Origin of the sequence: Eubacterium sp. F2 (assembly GCF_046244355.1) — a bacterium.
Classification (GTDB): Bacteria; Bacillota; Clostridia; order Peptostreptococcales; family Anaerovoracaceae; genus Aminicella.
In genome coordinates this window covers 1,369,456-1,389,074 of the sequence record NZ_CP176393.1, presented here as the reverse complement: position 1 = coordinate 1,389,074, position 19,619 = coordinate 1,369,456, and the positions used below count along the sequence as shown (strand labels likewise).

The following is a 19,619-nucleotide window of genomic DNA, read 5'->3' as shown; positions in this document are numbered from 1 at the left end:
GTATCGCTGCTTTCATTTTTACTCCTTGTTATTTACTGTTCTCGCTAATATATGTTTTCATATCATTGATACAGTCAGCAAGTGTCAGCCTTGACAGCTGCCTTTCCATCTGTCCTTCCAGATCCTGAAACATACTCGAAAGCACCGGTTTAATATTATGGCCTACGATACACTGGTCATTCGGATTCTGATGAATATCAAAAAGGTGTATTTCGTCGGTTTCCATAACCGCCTTGTAAATATCGAGCATAGTAATTTCATCCGCTTCCTTGTTCAGCGTAAAGCCACTGACACCTCTGTGACTTTCTATGATTCCTGCTTTTCTCAATCTGGTCGTAAGTTTTCTGATGTAACTCGCATTTGTACCGACACTGTTTGCAATCTGTTCCGAGTTCATAGGTGTTTCTGCCTCTGAGATAAGAATCAGAGCATGAACCGCTGATGAAAATTTCGTATCCATTTAATCCTCCAGTTCATACGTTGCAATATATTCCGTGCTGTCCGGAACCGCAAGGCCCGTATCATTTTGTGTAATCCATCCCTTCAAGCCTGCTTCTTTGGCAGCAATTTCAAAATGGCAGATGGCAATTCCAAGATCCACTTTCTGAATGTCTCCTGTACTCTCTTTCGCATACCCTTTTGTTTTCTGTTCGTAAAAATGGACCTTGTTTTCTTCTGTAACGACTCTCCATGGCTGTTTATTAGTTGCAGATGGCGATATCCGCAGCATCTTCAGAGGAGTCAGCCAATGTCCCGCTTTTTCCTCTTTCAAAGGATGCTGGAAGTCACCGTTAAAGAAAAGTGTTTCAAAGGCTGCTCTGTCATCTGACTTCAGTCCTTTTCTCATAAGGACTTCTCTTACCGAACGCTTTTCTGCGGCATATCCGACAGGAGATACCGCCGGCATTACCTCATCTTCATTCAGCTCAATTGCTTTCTCAAAGGCTTTTCTGTCCATCGTCGCGGCCAGCCATACCGTTCCCAGTCCTAATGAAACTGCATACAAAATCACTTTCTCAAACGCATATCCATAAGCGAGTTCTGCATGAATTCCTTTTTTATACTTGCCGGCGATATAGGTATCCGCTCCAATAATAACAGGACTGCTGAGACCATATTTTTTTGCATCCAGTATCTGGAATTCAAGGGGTACCTGAAATGGATTTTCAACATCTCCGATATATTTCCTGATCTCATCAAGCACAGACTCCGGAACAGGATTTCCGTCGAATGTCCGCACGCTCACTCTGTTTTTAATTGTCTCTATAGATAATGTCATGATCTATCCGCCTTTCGTTATTAGTATCTGTATCTGATACAAGTATCATAAAGCAGGGACGATTCTGTGTCAAGCAATTTTTGGCAATACCTGCGCTTAGATCCAAGCTGCGTTTTGCTTGTCCAAAATTTATCCCATGTTACCAGCCACAGATCCAGCCAGAACATCTTCCCGTTCTGACAGACTGAGATCACAAAAATTGCATTTGTTAATAACCGTGAAAGATATAACTTTTATAACGCCTGCATATATGATGAATATCGGGAAGTGAGTGTGCAGACCCAAGAAAAACTGAATATCTGTATTCAGACATGCATTTGCACGCCCGGCCTTACCCAACACCTTGCCCAGCTTCAGATATTCTTCTATATATACATGCCAGGCACACATGGCACCCCAACATCCAGAGAAAAGAGGCCATAGCCTCAGGTTAATGCGTACAACCTGCTGCTACAGCCCCTTCTGATGCAATTCTCTATTTCCATATTCATACAGCCGCAGCCCTGCCTTTTCATGCGCAGCGCATCTTATCTGCCAAAATTCAGCGTGCATGCGCCGCCGGCAGCTGCCTCACGGCCGCCTGCCCGGTCAGTTCCCTGGCCCTTTCCTTTTGTCAGCACCACCAGGCCCATGTCATCCTCATCAAAATCCGCGACCTGATCTTCTTTCTGAAAATACTCTTCCATCCACTTCTTCACATCCTGTGAAACCGGCTCGTCGAAGGTGAACGACTGCCCGCCCCCTCAGGTATCATGCATGTGCATATAGAGATTGAACTTCTCCATCAGCGTCCGCTTTAAATACGCCACCTCCGAAAGAGGCAGCAGCACCTGTCTCTGCTTCATCTATTCCAAGCCTCCCGGCAAATTCCCTTCAGTAACTGAATTGATAATTTCTATAAGCATTTATTGCCAACATCGAAGGAATTCAAACGCTCCGGACAAAATATACACGTGCAAGTAAACACCGTTATGCCGAAATCCATGCCGGCGTCCTGCTGCAGGAAACTTTTCATCCAGTTAAAAACACGAATCTGCGCCTGAAAGCTCTGCGGCACTGTAAAAGGCAGAACAGATTCAGGGCATGAAAAAACTCTGAACCATAAACACAGTTCAGAGTTATTCGTTGGTATCGGATCAGGGGATCGAACCCTGGACTCAGCCGTGAGAGGGCTACGTCTTAACCACTTGACCAATCCGACATATCTTAAGTTTTACGCAATCTTCAAAAGAACTTTTCAATCAGGCGCTCTTGAAAACTGACGAATATTATAATACACGGAATCAGTGCCCCTGTCAACAGCTTCCTTGAAAATATTTTAAAAAAATTAATCTGGATTCTTTATGCATATAAGAGTACAATAAATTCATATCGCATATTGTGATATGAACACAAAATTTATCTATATGACTATGCTTTTATGAATTGGAAAAGGAGATTGACCAATGATGAAATACAGAAGCACTCGCGGTGAGCAGCAGGAACTGACTTCTGCAGACGCTGTCATCCGCGGTCTGGCATCTGACCGCGGCCTGTATGTGCCTGAGGAAATTCCCGCACTGCCTTTTGCGATAAAGGATATGCTGGACCAGCCATACACCGCTTTCGCTGAAAAAGTGATCGGCGCATTCTTCGATGACTATACGGAAGAAGAAATTCACTCCTGCGTCCAGAACGCATACACGAATACATTCGAAGCAGAAGAAATCGTGCCGGTAAAGCATGCCGGCGATGCATGGTTCCTGGAACTTTATCATGGACGCACAGCCGCATTTAAAGACATGGCCCTGTCCATCCTGCCTTATCTGCTGACCACAGCCGTAAAAAAGCAGCATGACGACCATAAAATCTGCATCCTGACCGCAACCTCCGGCGATACCGGAAAAGCCGCCATGGCGGGATTTGCTGACGTTCCTGGCACTGAAATCATCGTCTTTTACCCGAACAACGGTGTCAGCCAGGTTCAGGAACAGCAGATGCGCACGCAGGAAGGAAAGAACGTCCACGTCTTCTCCATCGAAGGCAACTTCGACGATGCCCAGACCGGCGTCAAGACCATTTTCCAGGATTCCGACTTCGCAAAAAAGCTTGATGCTCAGGGAATCCGCCTGTCTTCGGCAAACTCGATTAACATCGGCCGTCTGGTTCCGCAGATCGCCTACTACGTCTATGGCTACGCACAGCTCATAAAACAGGGCGCCATCGAAGACGGCGATTCGGTCAACATCACCGTTCCGACCGGAAACTTCGGAAACATCCTTGCCGCTTATTATGCGAAACGGATGGGGATTCCAGTTAAGAAGCTGATCTGCGCATCCAATCGGAACCGCGTTCTGACCGACTTCCTGACCACCGGCGTCTACGATGCCAACCGCGATTTCTACCAGACCAACTCCCCGTCCATGGACATTCTGGTATCCAGCAACCTGGAGCGCCTGCTCTACCACCTCAGCGGCGATGACAGCAGCGAAATCGCCTCACTGATGGAAAGCCTGGACAAGGACAGAAAGTACGAGATTCCTTCTGCCATGAAGGATAAGCTTTCTCTCTTCTCCGCAGGCTCTGCCGATATGAAGCAGACCGACGCTGCCATCGGAGAAATGTATAAGAAGAACCATTATCTGATGGACACGCATACCGCCGTTGCTTACTACGTATATGAGCAGTACCGCAGTAAAACCGGTGATCATACTCCGACACTCATCGCCTCCACTGCAAGCCCGTATAAATTCGCCGACAGTGTTGCCGCATCCATCGGCCTTCCAAAGGCTGAAAACAACTTCCGCTGCATCGATGAAGTCGCAGAAGAAACCGGCGTCCCGGTTCCGGCATCCTTTAAAGGCCTGGAATCCCGCCCGATCCTCCACGATCAGGTCATCAGGGTTAATGAGATGAAAGACGCCGTTGCAGACGCACTGAAATAGCGTCAGCCCGGACAAAATACAGCCAGCAGGAAGAAATCACCTGAGCTTCCGCCCAGAGCCTTAAACCGGCTCTGGGGCGCTCAGGTGCCTTTTTATTCTTACATATATATTTACAGCAGAACAACTGCCTTTCCATATCTCTGCCGGGATTCCAGCCATCTGTGCGCTTCCGGAAGCTCCTCAAAAGAAAAAATCCGGTCCACCCGCTTCATGTATGACATATGTTTTCATATCTTTCCTCTCCTTTTCAGTCAGCCCGAACTGTCCTGACACAGCTGATCATTCCACGCTCGAATATTGCCGTAAATTCTGACATCAGGATGCTTACATGATTTTACATTTCTTCTATTTTATGGAACGCACCCGCTTCAATGTATAAAAAAACCTGCCGAACCAGTATTCTCAACTGTTTCAACAGGTTTAAGATGGAGGCGACACCCAGATTCGAACTGGGGGATAGAGGTTTTGCAGACCTTTGCCTTACCACTTGGCCATGTCGCCGTTGGCTAGGGTAGCAGGATTCGAACCTGCGCATGATGGAATCAGAATCCATTGCCTTACCACTTGGCGATACCCCAACGATGTTATTAAATTTCAAAGGGTGGGTAGTGGGATTTGAACCCACGCATGCAGGAATCACAATCCTGTGTCTTAACCACTTGACGACACCCACCACATAGGTTAAATCATACCACACTCAACGATGAAATGCAACATAATTTAAAATTGGCGACCAAGACCGGGTTCGAACCGGTGACCTCCAGCGTGACAGGCTGGCATTCTAACCAACTGAACTACTTGGCCATATCCATGATTTCGTCTTTGCGGATTATCCGTAAAAGATTAAATTGGTGGGCGCTATAGGGCTCGAACCTATGACCTCCTGCTTGTAAGGCAGATGCTCTCCCAGCTGAGCTAAGCGCCCATATAAGTAGCGGCGAGTGGAGTCGAACCACCGACCTTCCGGGTATGAACCGGACGCTCTAGCCAACTAAGCTACACCGCCATATCGTTCCAATCGGTTTCCTTCGCTCTCAACGCTCTTGCCGACTGCATGAACTAATATACCAAAGGATCGGCACATTGTCAACAAGAAATTTACGAAAAACAGATTTTTATTTTTCATGCTCAAGATTCCTGCCGTTCATATCTCCGCCAAACCATTGAAAAATCAATGAGCAGAGCAAATTATAATCTTCGGAAGAAAGTTCATTATTCCTTTCGGTAAATTTGCTCTGCCTTGAAAATATTACTCCTTTAATACCTGATGTTTTTTATTTTGTTACAAATTAATCTGCCATCAGGTCATCCATGCCGTACAGACCGGCATCCTGCTTCAGGAGAAATCTCGCTGCGTCCAGTGCACCTTCCGCAAACAGGGCGCGGTCATGTGCAGAATGCTGGAGCTTGATTGTCTGGCTTCCTGTGTTAAAGAAAACCTCATGCTCTCCGACAACATTTCCCATACGGATAGAAGAAATGCCGATTTCGTTTTTTTCTCGCTTACAGTGTCCTGAACGGCCGCAATGATACTCTGCATCCGGACGGACCTCTTTCACCGCGTCAGCGAGCATCAGAGCCGTTCCGCTCGGTGCATCCAGCTTGCGGTTATGGTGCGCCTCGACAATCTCCACATCCGCATCAGGGAATACCTGTGCAGCAAGCTTTACGATCTTCGTAAGGAACGCTACTCCAACCGACATATTCGCAGAATAGAACACCGGAATCTGCTCTGCCGCTTTCCGGATCATTTCCTTTTCTTCGTCCGTCTGACCGGTTGTAGCAACGACTGCAGGAAGCTTATGCGCTGTGCAGTAGTCCATCAGTTCTTTTGTACCTGCATGGTGAGAAAAATCGATGACCAGGTCTGCTTCACCGGTATAGTCCTCCAGGTGCTGCAGGGTTCCGTCATTTCCGCTCGGGCTGACTCTGGCAGCGACTTCCATATCCGGAGCATCTTCTACCAGTCCTTCAACAATCTTTCCCATATGTCCGGCTGCGCCGGTAACAATTACCTTAGTCATTAACCTCAACCCCCTGTGCTCTCATGGCAGCCAGAAGACGCTGACGGTTCTGCTCTTCCATCGGATACATCGGAGCACGGACAATATTCTTGCATCTTCCCATGGCTGCTACTGCTGCCTTAACCGGAATTGGGTTGACCTCACAGAACAGTGCACGAATCAGATCACGGAAACGAATCTGCAGCTCTGCAGCGCCCGCAACATCACCGGCAAACCAGCGGTCCGTAATTTCAACAGTTTCTTTAGGAAGAACGTTGGACAGCACGGAGATGCATCCCTTTCCTCCAAGGGACAGAATCGGAACGATCTGATCGTCGTTTCCGGAGTACAGTGTGAGCTTGTCACCAACCATAGAAACGGTATCCAGAATCTCAGACAGATTTCCGTTTGCTTCCTTGATTCCAGCGATATTCTCATGCTCAGCGAGCTTAGCATAAGTTTCCGGCTTAACATCAACACCCGTTCTGGAAGGAACGTTGTAAATAATAATCGGCTTTGTAGATACGTCTGCGAATTCATTGTACATGCGCACCAGGCCATTCTGTGTTGCCTTGTTATAATATGGTGTAACTACGAGGCATGCATCAACTCCAGCCTGGCAGGCAAATCTTGTCAGCTGCAGTCCATAGTTCGTGTCATTGCTTCCTGTTCCTGCAATAATTGGAACACGATGGTCAGCGCGCTCTACTGCAAACTCAATGCACTTTTTATGTTCAGCGTCGGAAAGTGTAGGACCTTCACCAGACGTTGCTGCAATTACCAGAGCATTGATTCCCTGTTCAATCTGCCAGTCAATCAATTTTCCGTAACTGTCAAAATCTACACTTCCATCCTCGTTGAACGGTGTAACCAATGCAGTTGCAATTCCTCTGAAAACTTCGTTTGCCATTTTAGAACCTCCTGATTCTTAACAGATAATAGTAAAGAATGCATTGAGATGAACAAAAAAGCAGCTGATACGGAATCAGCTGCTTGATAACTATCATTCCCGAATTACTGCAGTCAGCATACACGAAGAAAATGCATTCGCACAATTTAACAGCCAGACCTCCCATCTCTGTTCGTCATTGGATCAAAGCTGTTTTTCAGTGCAGGGCATACACATCGTAAATCTCTGCCAAAACTAACAATTCAGGTGTTCTTATCAAGGATAGCGCTCCGCATATATTCTTTATGCGACAGTCAGACAGATCTTATTCTGTCCGCCCGGATATATCACCCCTGCAGCAGTGATACCCTCGGCGTCTGCTCCTTTCCGGCCCCCTGCTCTGCATAGCATGTTCAAAAGCCGTACTATTAGCCCGACGCATCCTCTATCTCAATTTGTGATTCAATAATAACTTTTTTGTTCTCATATGTCAACATGCAATGATTATTTTTTATTTTTTGTTGCCAAAATACAACTTTATTTCCCAACAGCAAGAGAAAAATTATCCACCGCAGCCGCGGCAGACCGTGCAGTATTCTCCCGGTTCCGGCGGCCATTGCTTTGCCATCGTCACTGCTGAAAAATATACACCCATCTTGCGTCACGGTCGCTGTGTTTTTTCAGGGATTTTCGAAGCTGCTGGTTCCACTCCGAATCCGTTTTCCACCGTGATGAATCTTCAAGCGTGTACATAGTTTCAGCAGAAATAAACCGGTAGTCCGGCTTATGTTCACGTTGAGGCATTCCGGCTCCTGTCAGAACAAGAAAGATCAGAATACAAAAAATGAGGCAGAGCGTCTTGACTTCCCGTTCTGCCTCTCTTCCCATATATTTCCCTGTAATGTATTCCGACCGCGTATTTTTAATGCACGGTAGACGGTGTCGCATCAGCTACCAGCTTCATAAATTTATTCAGAACAGTCGTAATTCCTTCCTGTACCTGGTTTCCGAAAAACACTGCAATACCTACCATAGCAAGAGTAACAAGTACTGCAACAATAATCACACCGTATTCCTGTAAAAATGTATTCATGTTATATGATCTCCTTTTCTCCACAAAAAAGTGCTGTCATGCCGGCAGTTTTCACCATACATAAGCAGCGGTTTATATTATAGTTGTACACGTAATTTTCAGTTATATCGTCTATCGCCGATATTAAGATCCAGACAAAATTAATTTTACTGTATTAACGTTTTCGAATCCTGTATTTGACACAGGATCTGCTCGTATTTTGACCATACTTTCCTCCCTGCTACAGCTTCAGCCATAAGACAGCAACGATCAGATAATATTTCTTTTATATAGCTCCCGCCTTCTTAGGCACTGATAAAACAGGCAATAAATCACACATGTATACTTCCTTGTATTACGCCTTTCCTGGACAGCTGAAAAATCGGCATATCCGCATAATAGGTCAGACGCACCAGGGCAGACTCATGGCTTCCTTCCGGTATCACTTCCAGATGACTGTCTTTTCCCAGAACGGAAATACGCTTCTGGCATTCTGCAGCTGCCTGCGGGCTGCACCTTGCTGCCTGAAGTTTTGTCATACATTCAGCATGGACATTCTCTGCAGCAGATACCTGCATCTGAAAAGACAGGAAACAAACCGCCGTTGCCGTCATAATTGCAATCCCGATAATCATCAGCATCGTAGGAATAACGGATTTCATTATCGTCCTCCTTTCATCACAGGCGTTCTGCACTCGATATGAAAATAGGACCCGTGCTCTGAAACAGACTGTTTCATCATGCGGGCTCCCATGCTCTGAAAACCTGTCATTCTGACCATCAGCATCATAAGAACAACCGCAATGACTGCCGCAGCCAGAAACATTCCATACTCCTGGGTAAACCTTTTCACCTGCTAGACCATCCTTTCCATCACAGAAACGGCAAATCCCGCCATTCCACTGGCAATCAGCCACTGCCAGATGGCAAATATACCTATACCGGCCACAGCCTCTACAATCCACGTACCATATTTTTCCATTAACCCTGTCATTTCATTCCTCCCTGTAATCTGCATCAATCTAAATCACATGCAGACAAAAATATGCAAAACCATATACGACCGGCATTGTAAACACCACAGCGATCAGAAGTTCACCGCAGTCAGCCATAAATTCACTCATTAAAATGCCCCCTTTGACAAGCCCATAAATCCTGCCAGAATCAGCAGCAGATTAATGATCAGGTAAAACGACATCATCAGCATCGGCAGTATACTGATCAGGGTAATCCCGGAAAGATAATCTGCATTTCTCAGACGTTCTGCCTGTTCCAGCTGCTTCTGGTTTCTCCTGACCAGTTCCATGATCTGTCTCTGCGCATCTTCTGCAGGCAGATTCTGAATCGTAAACAGTGTCTTGAAAGACGCAGTCAGTTCTTCCGCGTGATACTGCTGAAAAATATTCAAATACGGCTCCAGTGAAGCAGGATTCTTTTCGATCGCGGCGAGAAAGTGCCCTAAAAAACGCTGCATCAGCGGTGAAGCTGTATGCAGCGTCATTTCAACGGCTCTGACCGGAACCATATCATAGAGATGAATGGAAACTTCCCTCATCCAGATTGGGAAATCCTTTAACAATGCCTGTTCAACCATTCTCCTCCTTTTCTTCAGCAGCACATTCGGCCAGTAAAAAATCAGCACAGTCAGGATCAATCCTGCCGCAATTCCGGCCTTTATTTGACATACGGCAGAAACAACGGCGATTCCGATTCCACAGAAGGACATCGGAACTGCTTTCTTCCGTTCCTTTTTTCCTTCATAATGCTCGACATAATCCAGATTTCTCAGCGCAGCTTCCTGATTGATTCTGTGAAGGTCATCAACCAGCCAGTTCCCTGTTATTCTGGACGAAATCAGGATATACAGGCCGACAAACAAAAGCAGGTAAATCAGAGATGAATTCTGATAGACGCCGGATTCAATCAGATGCAGTTCATATTTCTCCGGCAGAGCCTGCTGCGCCTTCAAAAGCAGCCTTGAGAAGAATGCGGCAATTCCTACGGACATAATCATAATCAGCGACAGTTTCATCTTGATATTTTTCAGTTCTTTCTGATACTGATAAACACGGCCCACCCACGCCTGAACATCAAAATACAATGAATCCGCCCCCTGCTGATAATGCCGGCTGTTTCCGCCTTCAACCTGCATCATAAAACGGTGCAGTGTTCTGATCCGCGCACACGGATACGCCTCTTCAATAATCGCAAATCCTTTTTCATACACGTTATCTCCGGAGAAATCATGTTCAATAATAAAGATCGCATCCTGTAGTCTCTCTTTTAACGCACCTTCCGCAGTAACCATTGTGTCTTTCATTGCCGACAATATTTTCGGCGACTGTTTAAAGAACAGCAGCATCTGTTCCATGTACTGCACAGCTTCACGGAAATCCCTCCCTGATGCCAGAAACCTGAACTGCGATCTAACAATCATCGGGAAAGCCGCCATTGCCGTGCAGATCAGAATAACAAGCCTTCCCGTGCTGAGCATGTACAGCTTTCCAACGGCTGCCATCGCCGCCAGAACCATGGCGCTCTGCAGGACATAGGTCTTCATCGAATACTGAAATCCCCATCCTGAAATTTCCCGTGGAAGAAAGTTTCTGCTTTTTGTACCCGGCCTCCCTTTAATCATCAGACCTCTGGGCCTTCTTCGCGCATTTGAACGCATTACTTTCCACCTCCTTCTTCATCACACATTCGGGGAGATATTGCAGTGCTTCCTCCCGCTTCAGCTTGCAGATAAAGTTCTGCGGCAAAGGCTGATCAAGCCAGAGGCCGTCCTGGTAAATCATCTGAAGCTGATTTCTGCCTTTCTTCCGATCCAGTATACAGATCTGAGAAAGTTTTCTCTGGATTCCTTCTTCCTGATTCTTTACATCAACCCGGATTCCGACATCAAAGAAACTGTATATGTCATTTCTCCGCTCTGCTCCCTGACTGCCCATCATATTCATAATCCGGTCCGGAAGCTTCCTGACATCATCAGAATGAATCGTAGTCATCACACTGCATCCTGTAGAAGCCGCCTCCAGCAGATAACTGACTTCCCGTCCCCGTGCCTCGGAAAGAAGCATCCAGCGGCACATCTGCCTGAGCGCTGCCTTGATCGCCTGTTCATAAGAAAAATTTTCCGCGGCTTTCATCTCCACACAGTCCAGCTGAGGATTGATTACAGAAAGTCTCAGTTCAAAATTATCCTCTATAGAAATTGTTCTGGAATATGGTTCAATGTGCTTGGTCAGATACTTCACCAGCTCCGTTTTTCCGCTTCCCACATCCCCGGTTACGATGATACTGCATCTTCCCTTGACTGCCGCTTTCAGGAACTGCAGAATCTCTTCACTTGCATAGTCTTCCTGAATCATGTTCTGCTCAGAAAGTCTCCTTACCGCCGGTGTCTTTCGGATTGCAAGAGTGTAATCTGTATTTGTAACGGAAGGGTCAATCAGAGAAATTCGTAAATTATCTGTCTCTGCTTCCAGTACAGGCTGACTGCGGTTGAAGTTCACATTTGCCAGATTGGCAATCCGCGCTGCAAAACTGTCCAGAAAGGATGTTTCCAGCTTTAATGACACGGGATGTCTTCCTTTTTCCAGATCATCGACCCAAAGTTCTTTTCCGTTCCATGTAATGTCTGTAATTTTTTCATTTTCAATAAACGGAAGAAGTGCTCCGAAATACTCTTTTTGGATATACAGATTCATCCTCTCGCTCCTTTATTTTTGCCGCCGCTGACAGCTCCTCTTTCCTCAGTTTTCTGAACGCCCTCCTCCGTCTCTTCTCCGATTACGGTGCGCCGCTCAGATAAAGACTTCACCCGTCCGCTGAATGACTGCCAGCTCGCCATCACCTCAACATCCAGAAGATGTTTTTCCGGGTCGGCCGTATAGACTCTGAGTTCGTAAAAACGGTTCCGCTTCTTCGGCAGGTTCTTCCGCAATGCCCTCTGAAAGACCTGACTGTATGTATCCTCGCTCCTGCAGGAGGATCTATGCTCAAGTGCCTCTTCCTGCGCAGACATACAGGCATAATTCACTGCTCTGGATACTTCTCTTCTGGTCTGATCATACATATGAATGTCCGCCATCCCGATAAACAGGATGACGGTCATCAATATAATGCAGAACCCTCCTGCCGCACTTTTCACTGCCTTTCCTCCTCCTGTTTTTCTGCATGAAAAAAGCGCAGTTGCAGAAACCGGGACACAAAGTCCGTTTCTGCATGTTGCGCTTGATTATCGTTCTGTTAATTTCTGATCGTATTTATACGTTGAACAGGAAAGTGATAATATCTCCATCCTTTACAACATAATCCTTTCCTTCTGAACGCAGCAGACCCTTCTCTTTAGCTTTGGTCATGCTGCCGTCACACTCGTTCATAAAGGTATCGTAGCTGATTGTCTCTGCCCGGATAAATCCTCTCTCGAAATCCGTATGAATTTTTCCTGCAGCCTGCGGAGCCTTGGTTCCGTCCGTAATCGTCCATGCGCGGACCTCATCTTCTCCTGCAGTCAGGAAGGAAATCAGGTTCAGGAGACTGTATGAAGCCTTGACCAGCTTATCCAGTCCGGACTCTTCAATTCCCAGTTCCTGCAGATATTCCGCCTTTTCATCATCTTCCAGCTCAGAAATTTCCTCTTCGATTTCCGCACAGATCGTGACTGATCTTGCGCCTTCCTGCTCAGCGAATTCCTCAACCTTCTTTGAATACTCGTTTCCCGTTGCCGCATCATCTTCTCCGACGTTTGCAACATAAATAATCGGCTTGAATGAAAGCAGGTCCAGACTCTGAACAAATGCATGCTCATCTTCATCCAGATCATCAGAAATGGTACGCGCAGACTTTCCGTCTTCCAGGACAGCATATACCTTTTTCATGATCTCAACTTCCTTAGCCAGCTCCTTATCGTTTCTGGCTGCCTTGGAAGCCTTGGCAATACGGCGGTCCAGAACTTCCATATCAGAAAGGATCAGCTCTGTGTTAATGGTGTCAATATCATCGAGCGGGTCGATCTTTCCGCTGACATGAACGATATTTTCATCCTCAAAGCAGCGTACAACATGCACGATTGCCGCAGTCTCGCGGATATGTCCGAGGAATTTATTTCCCAGGCCTTCACCCTTGGACGCTCCCTTTACAAGGCCGGCAATATCGCAGAATTCAATCGTTGTGTAAATTGTCCGCTTTGAGTTATACAGCTCATGCAGCTTTGTCACACGCTTATCCGGAACGGTTACAACACCGACATTCGGTTCAATTGTACAGAACGGATAATTCGCCGCCTCTGCTCCTGCCTTTGTAATCGCATTGAACAGCGTACTCTTTCCAACATTCGGAAGTCCTACAATACCTAATTTCATTTTCTATCTGCTCCTTCTGCCATTATTAGAATTATTTTCTCTCTCTGGATCCCGGCTTCATGACCAGTCCGATCCCCGCGTATTTCTTTCTCCACACCCTGTATAATACAAAGCATACGATAAACGCAGTGACACTGATCACCTGCGCCTGACGGAACGGCCCGATCATCAGACTGTCCGTACGCAGACCTTCAACAAAAAACCGCTCAACCGAATACAGCATTCCGTACAGACACATGGTCTGCCCTTTAAACTTTCTCCGGTTGTCCACCCAGAGTAAAAAGAAAAACAACGCCAGACACCATATCGATTCATATAGAAATGTCGGCTGAACCTTTACGCCATTGACCATGATTCCCCAGGGAAGGTCCGTCGGTCTTCCATGGGCCTCGGAATTAAAGAAATTTCCCCATCTTCCAATTGCCTGTCCCAGCGCGACCGTTGGAAAAATCAGATCTCCCATTTCAATCAGAGAGACTTTCTCATGCCGGCAGACAAACACTGCCGTCAGAATTCCTGCTATAAGGCCTCCGTGAATCGCCAGGCCTCCCGCCCGGATATCAAAAATCTGCGTCCAGTCATTCCTGTATAAATCCCAGTTGAAAATAACGTAATATGCCCTGGCTCCGATAATCGCCATCGGAATCATCCAGATCGCCAAGTCAAGCACATTGTCGCTTTTCAGCCCATGCAGCGGAGCTCGCCGGCAGCTGATTAATATTGCCAGCAGAAATCCCGTTGCAATCAAAATTCCATACCAGCGTATCGATATTCCAAAAATCGTAAACGCTATTGGATCCGGTGCTGTCATAATTCTACCTCCTGACTGCTTTTCCATAAAAACAGCCTTCTATATGATAGCACAGGACAATTATGATTGGAAATGCGAAAAACGTTTTTTTAGCTGTTCACCCCTGATCCGGCACTCCGTCTTCAGGTATTGATATGACATATACAGCATCGTACTCTTCAGCATCTGCTCCTCCCTTCCACAATCATTTATTTTTATGCCTTAACTTTCTGCAGAACATACTGCGCCCGTCCTTTTCTGTCTTTTCCTGTTCTTCTGGTCCACTGATAGCAAGACTCTGCCTGAATTCCGTCCCTTTCAAGTTTCACGTAAACCCTCGGGCTGTCTCTTCCACTGCAGGAGACCGTGACAATCCGTGCCCTCTTTCCCTCCTTTTCATTCAGCAGAAGGGATTCTTTCACTGCAGCATAAGCGTTTCCCTCCTCCAGGACCATGCACAGATTTTTCTTCTTCCCTTTAGTTTTTTTCTTCTCGCATCTTCCAGTCAATGCTGCGCTTACTGCCGCTTCATCTGCATCTGCGTGCAGCGCTTTCTTTTCAAAAAAGGCCTGTTCGCACTGCATCTGCAGGTGAAGGGAAGAAGACATATACAACAATATTCCCATAGCAATAACCACATTATTCATTCCGCTCTGATCCTTTATCTGAAGCCATATATTCGCTTGCCGCATACCGGTCTTCCCTGTACCAGACCTGCGTTTTTCCAACACCGAAAAACGTATACGCCAGCACGGACCTGCCCAGAGGAACACGAATTCTGTAGTGAATTCTGCCGCCTCGCTGAACCGGTCGTCTGCTTCCACGCACCTGAATTTCTCCCGTTTTTATCTTCGACTGTGAGACAATCTGCTTCTTCAGATTTCTGACATTTTCATCCCTCAGACAGCCGTCCAGGCGGAGCTGTTCTCTGAACACTTCCGTTGCATTCATCACTTCATGCATATCATGTACCATCGTCTGGACATGGATAAACTGCAGCATCACGGCAAACAGCAGAATCATACACGCCGTCCCGGTAATCACATTCTTCATAGAATTCTCTTCGTTCAGCGGTAACGGATATGTTCCGTCTGCCCTCGCATCCAGCGCTGCGAAGTTCCCAAAAGACTCTCCGGACCACTGGATATCCACTGAAATATCATACATCCAAGCATAAGCATTCCAATTCCGGTTATTAACCTCTTCATTTTCACACTCCTTGTACATTTCCTTTTGTCCGGCAGAACGCCGCTCTAATCCCCGCCGCCCAGCGTCTGCATCATCTGCGTTCCCCTGCCGACGACTTCTCCGGCCGCTCCCTTCAGGCTGTCGCCGGAATCTCCGAGAATCATTGTATTGACAATGATTACCCCCAGCATTATCGTGCCGATGATAATGATGATGTTTTTCATCTTTTCCTCCCTAGAACATGCTGATATTCTGCAGCATGTCATGCATATTCATAAACACAGCCACTGCCGTAAAATTCATCAGGACCGAAAGCACCGCAGCCATCGAAGCCGCCGTACAGATCAGTGACTTCCGCTCGTTACTTTTCATCGCCTGCGTCATCCGCTCCTCTTCAAACGATTCTTCGAATGCATGCATATATGAAACAAGCTCTGCCGGATTCACCTGATCCAATTTTGACAAAATATGACTAAACAAGGCCGCAGCCCTGCTGCCGACCTCCATTTTCAGCCTCAGACACGCGTTCTCGTACTCTCCGTTCCGGTAATCTCTGACCATATCTTCATAAACATGTCTCAGCAGAAAACTGTTATCCTTCAGCTGCTCCAGCATATAGTCGGCTGAAACCGGCGCATCCTGTTTCATCACCGCAAGATTTTTCAAAAGGAGGCAGCTGCTGAAGATTTCCCGGTCACATGCCCTGCGAAGAAATTTCCTTCTGGTCAGAGCAATTATGCCTTGAAATCTATCTTTTGCCGTTTCCCGCCGCCGGGCCGCGATTTTTCTTCTTCTCAGTCTTTTTATCTTCACCCAGGGATGAAGACGAATATTCATTTTCACCATAATTTATTTCAAATCCAGTTTTTCACCGCTTAAGAACACTTGAAAACAGATTCCCGCAATGTACAGCATTACAGAAATCAGAATGCATTTCAGCCCCAAGGGTGTTCTGAACTGACTTCTTAAATAACTTTTCAGCGTCATATCGAAATACTTCAGTGCACAGAACACGGTCCACAAATACGTTCCCGGTACGGCCGCGATCAGCAGCAGTTTTGATTCATGATGCTCTCTTCGTGCCTGCTCGCACACTTTCCGGCTCCGCTCGAGCGACTCCGCCAGATCTTCCAGCGTATGCGTGATATTCATCCCCTGAACATGCGCAAAATAGACAGCCGACGCTAGTGCGCTGCCCCAGACTGTTCCAATGGCATATCTGAGCTTCTCTGTTTCCATCCGGCATTCCTTTTTTGTGCAGGCCTGATTCAGCCCTTTAGCAAGATCGTACAATACCGTGCGCAGATTCGGTGCGTCTTCCAGGGATTCTGCCGCCTCAAAAACCGCCTCCCGTATGTTTCCATCTCTGATCCTGTACTGGGCGAGTAATTCCTGCACCATCACAAGTCCCTCCTGAGACCGGACCCTCCTGCGAGATTCCAGTTTCATCCGCAGAATCAGATACGGCAGCGCCGCTGCGGATATCCCCGCAGCGAGTGCTGTTCTCCAGCCAGTCTCCCAGACCGCTGCAAAAAATACTCCGCATCCGAGAACGCCGGAGATTGCAAGAAACAGATCAGGAGATGGAAAGAAGCGCTGCATCTCTGTACTTTCTATCAGTCTGTACAGAGCTCCCTTCACGACTCCGTATTCTTCATGAATCTCCGCACTTTTCAGCATCTGGATATTTCTTCTTCTGTGCAGCTTCCGCATGATCCCGTGCAGACTGGTTTTCAGCAGTCCGCTCTGTGTCAGCAGAATACCTGATAGCAGCACCGCCTCAAGCAGGTGATCTACCCATTCCATGCACAGATATCCTCTCTGACACAGCTATGATTCCCAGCATCCCGCATATATGGACGTCCGATCATTTCCGGAAACGCGGGCGATCCGTTTCCCGGATTCCGGTTCCGATTTCCTGAGTAATAAGCGGGGAACAATACCCTTCCCTGCTCCATTGCACTGATTTCTTCAAGTTCCTTCAGCAAATGTCTCATTTCCTCTGCTCCTTTCGTCTGAGATTTCATTTTCTCCAGAATAGAAGGGCTGATTCTCGCCTTCCATCTCCAGTTCTGCTGACTGAAATCATACTCACATATTTTTACTGCGCTGACCTGATCCTTCTCCACATCGTAACTGAGCTCCACGATACCGGTTACAATTTTATGTGCCCGGTTTTCCGGATCCTGGCAGCACTCAAAAACATAATCAATATTCTGGTAAACCTGCGCAATCAGATCATCCAGATTCCCACCGAATTTTTCTCTGATTTTCGATGCAATTTTATACGCCGCACTTACTGCGTCATTATCATGAATGGTAGCTTTGCTTCTCCTGGTTCCCGTCGATAAAATATCCAGAAACATCCGATAAGCATACGCATCTCTCATCTCCTCCAGAAGGACATAATCATTGTCTCCTCTTAGAATGGATTTCATCATTGCAAGAAGTTCATCTCCCTCTGCAAGCAGCTGCATGAGCGGTGCTTCCGGCATTATTTCATGCCAAGGAGTTTCCGGATCCGACGCCACCGCCAGACCTTCCAGAAACGGATTCTCACATTTCTGCCAGATCTGGAGCAGCGTGGTTTTTCCTGACCGCACTTCCCCGGCAAACATGACATTAAAGCCCAGCTTCACCATACAGGCAAATAATTCCGGCGCTCCCGGAGGAATCGTCTTCAGCCGTACAAGATCCTGAAAATCCAGATTTTCCTTCATCAGATACTTTCTCATAACAATCACATCCTGCCCCGCTTTTGTCCGCTTCCCGGAATATATGGTCACACGGATTCCATTCCTTAGATAAACCTCATGAAATCCGTACTCCACACGCTCTTCCGGAGCCGCCATCAGGAGTGTCCTCTTCAGTTTCTCCCTCCGGTCATCCGGAATTCTCTGAGGCTGAAGCTCCGATTTTCCGTCAATCAGGCAGTACATCCTGGACCCGATTAACTTTGCCGATGAGGAGCTGCGGTACTTGGGAAGCATGTCATACGCCCATGGAGCAAGCCCCGACAGTCCGTACAGTTCGGCAAAAATTGCTTCGGTAAGATCACTGAACCAAGTGGGAAACGCGCATGCCGTCATCCTGTGCTCCATCAGAATTCCACGGATCTTTTCTTTGTAGAAACTGACCTCCTCTTCATATCCGATTATTGCCCTTGTCTCTTTTTCCAGCCGGAATCCACGCACTTCGTCATCCGCATGTTCCCACTCTGCATCAAGCTTACTCTTTACAAACTCCAGCACTCCCTGGAAAGCCTGATCCCGGTGAGATTCTTCCTGACTGCTGCTTCCGCTTCTGCTCAGGTACTCCGTAAGGTTAAACTTTTCTTCCATGATTTCTTTCCCTCTTCGTCCCGGATCTGCCGGACCAGACGACGCATTGCTCTGGAATACTTGGAGCAGCACATCAGCGTCTCTTTCTCAAGCTCCGCCTGCCATCCATACGATACATACGGGATGCGCACCGCCGCCTTCATTCCGGTCAGCGCCTCAATTTCACCGCAGGACAGAAGCGCAGCAGACAGCTGATATTTATTCAGAATAAGCTCTCCGCTTAACTGCAGCGGCTGAAGCACTTCCCTGACGGCGTATTGAAAGCGCCGCAGACATTTTTCCTGCTGTGTAACCACAAAATACCTCCGCCCGGCAGCTTTCGCCCCGGAAATGTACATTCCGTAATCGAACCGGCTTCCGCAGTCAATGACAATATAGCGGAAGCCTTCCGCACCCTGAAGCAGGGTCTGCATACAGGTTTCCGGATAATACGATGCGGACAGAACATCGCTTAAGGCAGGCAGAACACGGATATTCTTCTCCCTGACAAGACATGGATACAGTTCCGATGGCTGAAGACTCCCGCTCATCAGATTTGCCCGGATATCGTCCATCGATCTGTTTTCGCGGTTCAGAATATAGTCATCTCCATATTTCCCGGATGCCGAGACAAGCAGCACCTTTCCGGGCTCCTTCTCTGCCAGTACTTCAGCCGCAGACTGCGCAGCCATCGTGCATCCGGCCCCATCGTCACCGCCACAGAATGCAATGATTTCTCTCATTCACACCACCTCCTTCTTTGATCTGAAAAATTGCATAAAAAAAGA

At 47.1% G+C, this 19,619-nt stretch carries 23 protein-coding genes, 7 tRNA genes and 1 riboswitch; of the genes, 1 reads left to right on the top strand and 29 read right to left on the bottom strand.

The window, feature by feature from the left end; genetic code table 11:
- Positions 1-28: 28 nt before the first annotated feature.
- From ACI77B_RS05835 to ACI77B_RS05820, 4 genes are all read right to left on the bottom strand, one after another.
- Positions 29-460 carry an Rrf2 family transcriptional regulator gene (locus tag ACI77B_RS05835; protein ID WP_409335957.1) on the bottom strand — a complete coding sequence of 144 codons (432 nt, stop codon included), beginning with the start codon at positions 458-460 and terminating at the stop codon, positions 29-31.
- Positions 461-1,279 (bottom strand): nitroreductase family protein, encoded by an 819-nt coding sequence (locus tag ACI77B_RS05830; protein WP_409335956.1) that lies wholly within the window; start codon positions 1,277-1,279, stop codon positions 461-463. It abuts the gene before it with no gap.
- 527 nt (positions 1,280-1,806) lie between these two features.
- Entirely contained in the window at positions 1,807-1,965 is a 159-nt protein-coding gene (locus ACI77B_RS05825; RefSeq protein ID WP_409335955.1) for a hypothetical protein, read from the bottom strand.
- A gap of 440 nt (positions 1,966-2,405) precedes the next feature.
- Positions 2,406-2,480: transfer RNA gene (locus ACI77B_RS05820), tRNA-Glu, on the bottom strand.
- 247 nt (positions 2,481-2,727) lie between these two features.
- Here ACI77B_RS05820 and thrC point away from each other — a divergent pair.
- On the top strand, positions 2,728-4,203 hold the full coding sequence (gene thrC / locus ACI77B_RS05815; RefSeq protein ID WP_423245295.1) for a threonine synthase: 1,476 nt from the start codon (positions 2,728-2,730) through the stop codon (positions 4,201-4,203).
- Positions 4,204-4,313: 110 nt separating this feature from the next.
- Here thrC and ACI77B_RS05810 read toward each other — a convergent pair whose 3' ends face one another.
- The 25 genes from ACI77B_RS05810 to ACI77B_RS05690 all read right to left on the bottom strand — a co-directional run bounded on the left by ACI77B_RS05810 (position 4,314) and on the right by ACI77B_RS05690 (position 19,574).
- A complete protein-coding gene (locus ACI77B_RS05810; protein WP_409335953.1) occupies positions 4,314-4,424 on the bottom strand; it encodes a zinc-binding dehydrogenase in 111 nt (36 codons plus the stop codon).
- Between the two features lie 205 nt (positions 4,425-4,629).
- A tRNA-Cys gene (locus ACI77B_RS05805) sits at positions 4,630-4,704 on the bottom strand.
- Between the two features lie 2 nt (positions 4,705-4,706).
- Positions 4,707-4,781 (bottom strand) — tRNA-Gln (locus tag ACI77B_RS05800).
- 22 nt (positions 4,782-4,803) lie between these two features.
- Positions 4,804-4,876 (bottom strand) — tRNA-His (locus ACI77B_RS05795).
- A gap of 54 nt (positions 4,877-4,930) precedes the next feature.
- Positions 4,931-5,007 (bottom strand) — tRNA-Asp (locus ACI77B_RS05790).
- Between the two features lie 45 nt (positions 5,008-5,052).
- A tRNA-Val gene (locus ACI77B_RS05785) sits at positions 5,053-5,128 on the bottom strand.
- Between the two features lie 7 nt (positions 5,129-5,135).
- Positions 5,136-5,209 (bottom strand) — tRNA-Met (locus ACI77B_RS05780).
- Positions 5,210-5,492: 283 nt separating this feature from the next.
- Positions 5,493-6,227, bottom strand: a complete 735-nt coding sequence (gene dapB / locus ACI77B_RS05775; protein WP_409335952.1) for a 4-hydroxy-tetrahydrodipicolinate reductase — start codon at positions 6,225-6,227, stop codon at positions 5,493-5,495.
- Complete coding sequence (gene dapA, locus ACI77B_RS05770; protein ID WP_409335951.1) at positions 6,220-7,116, bottom strand: 4-hydroxy-tetrahydrodipicolinate synthase; 897 nt, start codon at positions 7,114-7,116, stop codon at positions 6,220-6,222. Before dapA ends, dapB begins: the two co-directional genes overlap by 8 nt.
- A 254-nt stretch (positions 7,117-7,370) precedes the next feature.
- Positions 7,371-7,551, bottom strand: a riboswitch (Lysine riboswitch).
- A gap of 466 nt (positions 7,552-8,017) precedes the next feature.
- The gene (locus tag ACI77B_RS05765) at positions 8,018-8,188 is read right to left on the bottom strand and encodes a hypothetical protein (protein ID WP_409335950.1); all 171 of its coding nucleotides are present in this window, start codon (positions 8,186-8,188) and stop codon (positions 8,018-8,020) included.
- Between the two features lie 311 nt (positions 8,189-8,499).
- Positions 8,500-8,829, bottom strand: coding sequence for a hypothetical protein (locus ACI77B_RS05760; RefSeq protein WP_409335949.1), 330 nt, complete (start codon positions 8,827-8,829; stop codon positions 8,500-8,502).
- Entirely contained in the window at positions 8,829-9,020 is a 192-nt protein-coding gene (locus tag ACI77B_RS05755; protein ID WP_409335948.1) for a hypothetical protein, read from the bottom strand. The genes ACI77B_RS05760 and ACI77B_RS05755 overlap by 1 nt, the downstream gene beginning before the upstream one ends.
- Positions 9,021-9,023: 3 nt before the next feature.
- Positions 9,024-9,161 carry a hypothetical protein gene (locus ACI77B_RS05750; protein ID WP_409335947.1) on the bottom strand — a complete coding sequence of 46 codons (138 nt, stop codon included), beginning with the start codon at positions 9,159-9,161 and terminating at the stop codon, positions 9,024-9,026.
- A 129-nt stretch (positions 9,162-9,290) separates the two neighbouring features.
- Positions 9,291-10,841: a hypothetical protein gene (locus ACI77B_RS05745; protein WP_409335946.1), complete on the bottom strand. Its 1,551-nt coding sequence runs from the start codon at positions 10,839-10,841 to the stop codon at positions 9,291-9,293.
- Positions 10,798-11,877 carry an ATPase, T2SS/T4P/T4SS family gene (locus tag ACI77B_RS05740; protein WP_409335945.1) on the bottom strand — a complete coding sequence of 360 codons (1,080 nt, stop codon included), beginning with the start codon at positions 11,875-11,877 and terminating at the stop codon, positions 10,798-10,800. The genes ACI77B_RS05745 and ACI77B_RS05740 overlap by 44 nt, the downstream gene beginning before the upstream one ends.
- Positions 11,874-12,320 carry a hypothetical protein gene (locus ACI77B_RS05735; protein ID WP_409335944.1) on the bottom strand — a complete coding sequence of 149 codons (447 nt, stop codon included), beginning with the start codon at positions 12,318-12,320 and terminating at the stop codon, positions 11,874-11,876. The genes ACI77B_RS05740 and ACI77B_RS05735 overlap by 4 nt, the downstream gene beginning before the upstream one ends.
- A gap of 115 nt (positions 12,321-12,435) precedes the next feature.
- On the bottom strand, positions 12,436-13,533 hold the full coding sequence (ychF, locus tag ACI77B_RS05730; RefSeq protein ID WP_409335943.1) for a redox-regulated ATPase YchF: 1,098 nt from the start codon (positions 13,531-13,533) through the stop codon (positions 12,436-12,438).
- Between the two features lie 31 nt (positions 13,534-13,564).
- On the bottom strand, positions 13,565-14,344 hold the full coding sequence (lgt, locus tag ACI77B_RS05725) for a prolipoprotein diacylglyceryl transferase (protein ID WP_409335942.1): 780 nt from the start codon (positions 14,342-14,344) through the stop codon (positions 13,565-13,567).
- A gap of 194 nt (positions 14,345-14,538) precedes the next feature.
- Positions 14,539-14,949, bottom strand: a complete 411-nt coding sequence (locus ACI77B_RS05720; RefSeq protein WP_409335941.1) for a hypothetical protein — start codon at positions 14,947-14,949, stop codon at positions 14,539-14,541.
- Positions 14,950-14,962: 13 nt separating this feature from the next.
- Positions 14,963-15,490 carry a hypothetical protein gene (locus tag ACI77B_RS05715; RefSeq protein WP_409335940.1) on the bottom strand — a complete coding sequence of 176 codons (528 nt, stop codon included), beginning with the start codon at positions 15,488-15,490 and terminating at the stop codon, positions 14,963-14,965.
- 86 nt (positions 15,491-15,576) lie between these two features.
- Positions 15,577-15,735, bottom strand: coding sequence for a hypothetical protein (locus ACI77B_RS05710; RefSeq protein ID WP_409335939.1), 159 nt, complete (start codon positions 15,733-15,735; stop codon positions 15,577-15,579).
- A 10-nt stretch (positions 15,736-15,745) separates the two neighbouring features.
- Positions 15,746-16,177 carry a hypothetical protein gene (locus tag ACI77B_RS05705; protein WP_409335938.1) on the bottom strand — a complete coding sequence of 144 codons (432 nt, stop codon included), beginning with the start codon at positions 16,175-16,177 and terminating at the stop codon, positions 15,746-15,748.
- A gap of 183 nt (positions 16,178-16,360) precedes the next feature.
- Positions 16,361-17,317: a type II secretion system F family protein gene (locus ACI77B_RS05700; protein ID WP_409335937.1), complete on the bottom strand. Its 957-nt coding sequence runs from the start codon at positions 17,315-17,317 to the stop codon at positions 16,361-16,363.
- Positions 17,305-18,852, bottom strand: a complete 1,548-nt coding sequence (locus ACI77B_RS05695; protein ID WP_409335936.1) for an ATPase, T2SS/T4P/T4SS family — start codon at positions 18,850-18,852, stop codon at positions 17,305-17,307. Before ACI77B_RS05695 ends, ACI77B_RS05700 begins: the two co-directional genes overlap by 13 nt.
- Positions 18,819-19,574: a hypothetical protein gene (locus ACI77B_RS05690; RefSeq protein WP_409335935.1), complete on the bottom strand. Its 756-nt coding sequence runs from the start codon at positions 19,572-19,574 to the stop codon at positions 18,819-18,821. Before ACI77B_RS05690 ends, ACI77B_RS05695 begins: the two co-directional genes overlap by 34 nt.
- Positions 19,575-19,619 lie beyond the last annotated feature (45 nt).

What these genes read in the sequence shown, in the direction of transcription:
- ACI77B_RS05835 (WP_409335957.1), bottom strand. Translation starts at nt 460, where the DNA reads ATGGATACGAAATTTTCATCAGCGGTTCATGCTCTGATTCTTATCTCA.
- ACI77B_RS05830 (WP_409335956.1), bottom strand. Translation starts at nt 1,279, where the DNA reads ATGACATTATCTATAGAGACAATTAAAAACAGAGTGAGCGTGCGGACA.
- ACI77B_RS05825 (WP_409335955.1), bottom strand. Translation starts at nt 1,965, where the DNA reads ATGGAAGAGTATTTTCAGAAAGAAGATCAGGTCGCGGATTTTGATGAG.
- thrC (WP_423245295.1), top strand. Translation starts at nt 2,728, where the DNA reads ATGAAATACAGAAGCACTCGCGGTGAGCAGCAGGAACTGACTTCTGCA.
- ACI77B_RS05810 (WP_409335953.1), bottom strand. Translation starts at nt 4,424, where the DNA reads ATGTCATACATGAAGCGGGTGGACCGGATTTTTTCTTTTGAGGAGCTT.
- dapB (WP_409335952.1), bottom strand. Translation starts at nt 6,227, where the DNA reads ATGACTAAGGTAATTGTTACCGGCGCAGCCGGACATATGGGAAAGATT.
- dapA (WP_409335951.1), bottom strand. Translation starts at nt 7,116, where the DNA reads ATGGCAAACGAAGTTTTCAGAGGAATTGCAACTGCATTGGTTACACCG.
- ACI77B_RS05765 (WP_409335950.1), bottom strand. Translation starts at nt 8,188, where the DNA reads ATGAATACATTTTTACAGGAATACGGTGTGATTATTGTTGCAGTACTT.
- ACI77B_RS05760 (WP_409335949.1), bottom strand. Translation starts at nt 8,829, where the DNA reads ATGAAATCCGTTATTCCTACGATGCTGATGATTATCGGGATTGCAATT.
- ACI77B_RS05750 (WP_409335947.1), bottom strand. Translation starts at nt 9,161, where the DNA reads ATGACAGGGTTAATGGAAAAATATGGTACGTGGATTGTAGAGGCTGTG.
- ACI77B_RS05745 (WP_409335946.1), bottom strand. Translation starts at nt 10,841, where the DNA reads ATGCGTTCAAATGCGCGAAGAAGGCCCAGAGGTCTGATGATTAAAGGG.
- ACI77B_RS05740 (WP_409335945.1), bottom strand. Translation starts at nt 11,877, where the DNA reads ATGAATCTGTATATCCAAAAAGAGTATTTCGGAGCACTTCTTCCGTTT.
- ychF (WP_409335943.1), bottom strand. Translation starts at nt 13,533, where the DNA reads ATGAAATTAGGTATTGTAGGACTTCCGAATGTTGGAAAGAGTACGCTG.
- lgt (WP_409335942.1), bottom strand. Translation starts at nt 14,344, where the DNA reads ATGACAGCACCGGATCCAATAGCGTTTACGATTTTTGGAATATCGATA.
- ACI77B_RS05720 (WP_409335941.1), bottom strand. Translation starts at nt 14,949, where the DNA reads ATGGGAATATTGTTGTATATGTCTTCTTCCCTTCACCTGCAGATGCAG.
- ACI77B_RS05715 (WP_409335940.1), bottom strand. Translation starts at nt 15,490, where the DNA reads ATGTATGATATTTCAGTGGATATCCAGTGGTCCGGAGAGTCTTTTGGG.
- ACI77B_RS05710 (WP_409335939.1), bottom strand. Translation starts at nt 15,735, where the DNA reads ATGAAAAACATCATCATTATCATCGGCACGATAATGCTGGGGGTAATC.
- ACI77B_RS05700 (WP_409335937.1), bottom strand. Translation starts at nt 17,317, where the DNA reads ATGGAATGGGTAGATCACCTGCTTGAGGCGGTGCTGCTATCAGGTATT.
- ACI77B_RS05695 (WP_409335936.1), bottom strand. Translation starts at nt 18,852, where the DNA reads ATGGAAGAAAAGTTTAACCTTACGGAGTACCTGAGCAGAAGCGGAAGC.
- ACI77B_RS05690 (WP_409335935.1), bottom strand. Translation starts at nt 19,574, where the DNA reads ATGAGAGAAATCATTGCATTCTGTGGCGGTGACGATGGGGCCGGATGC.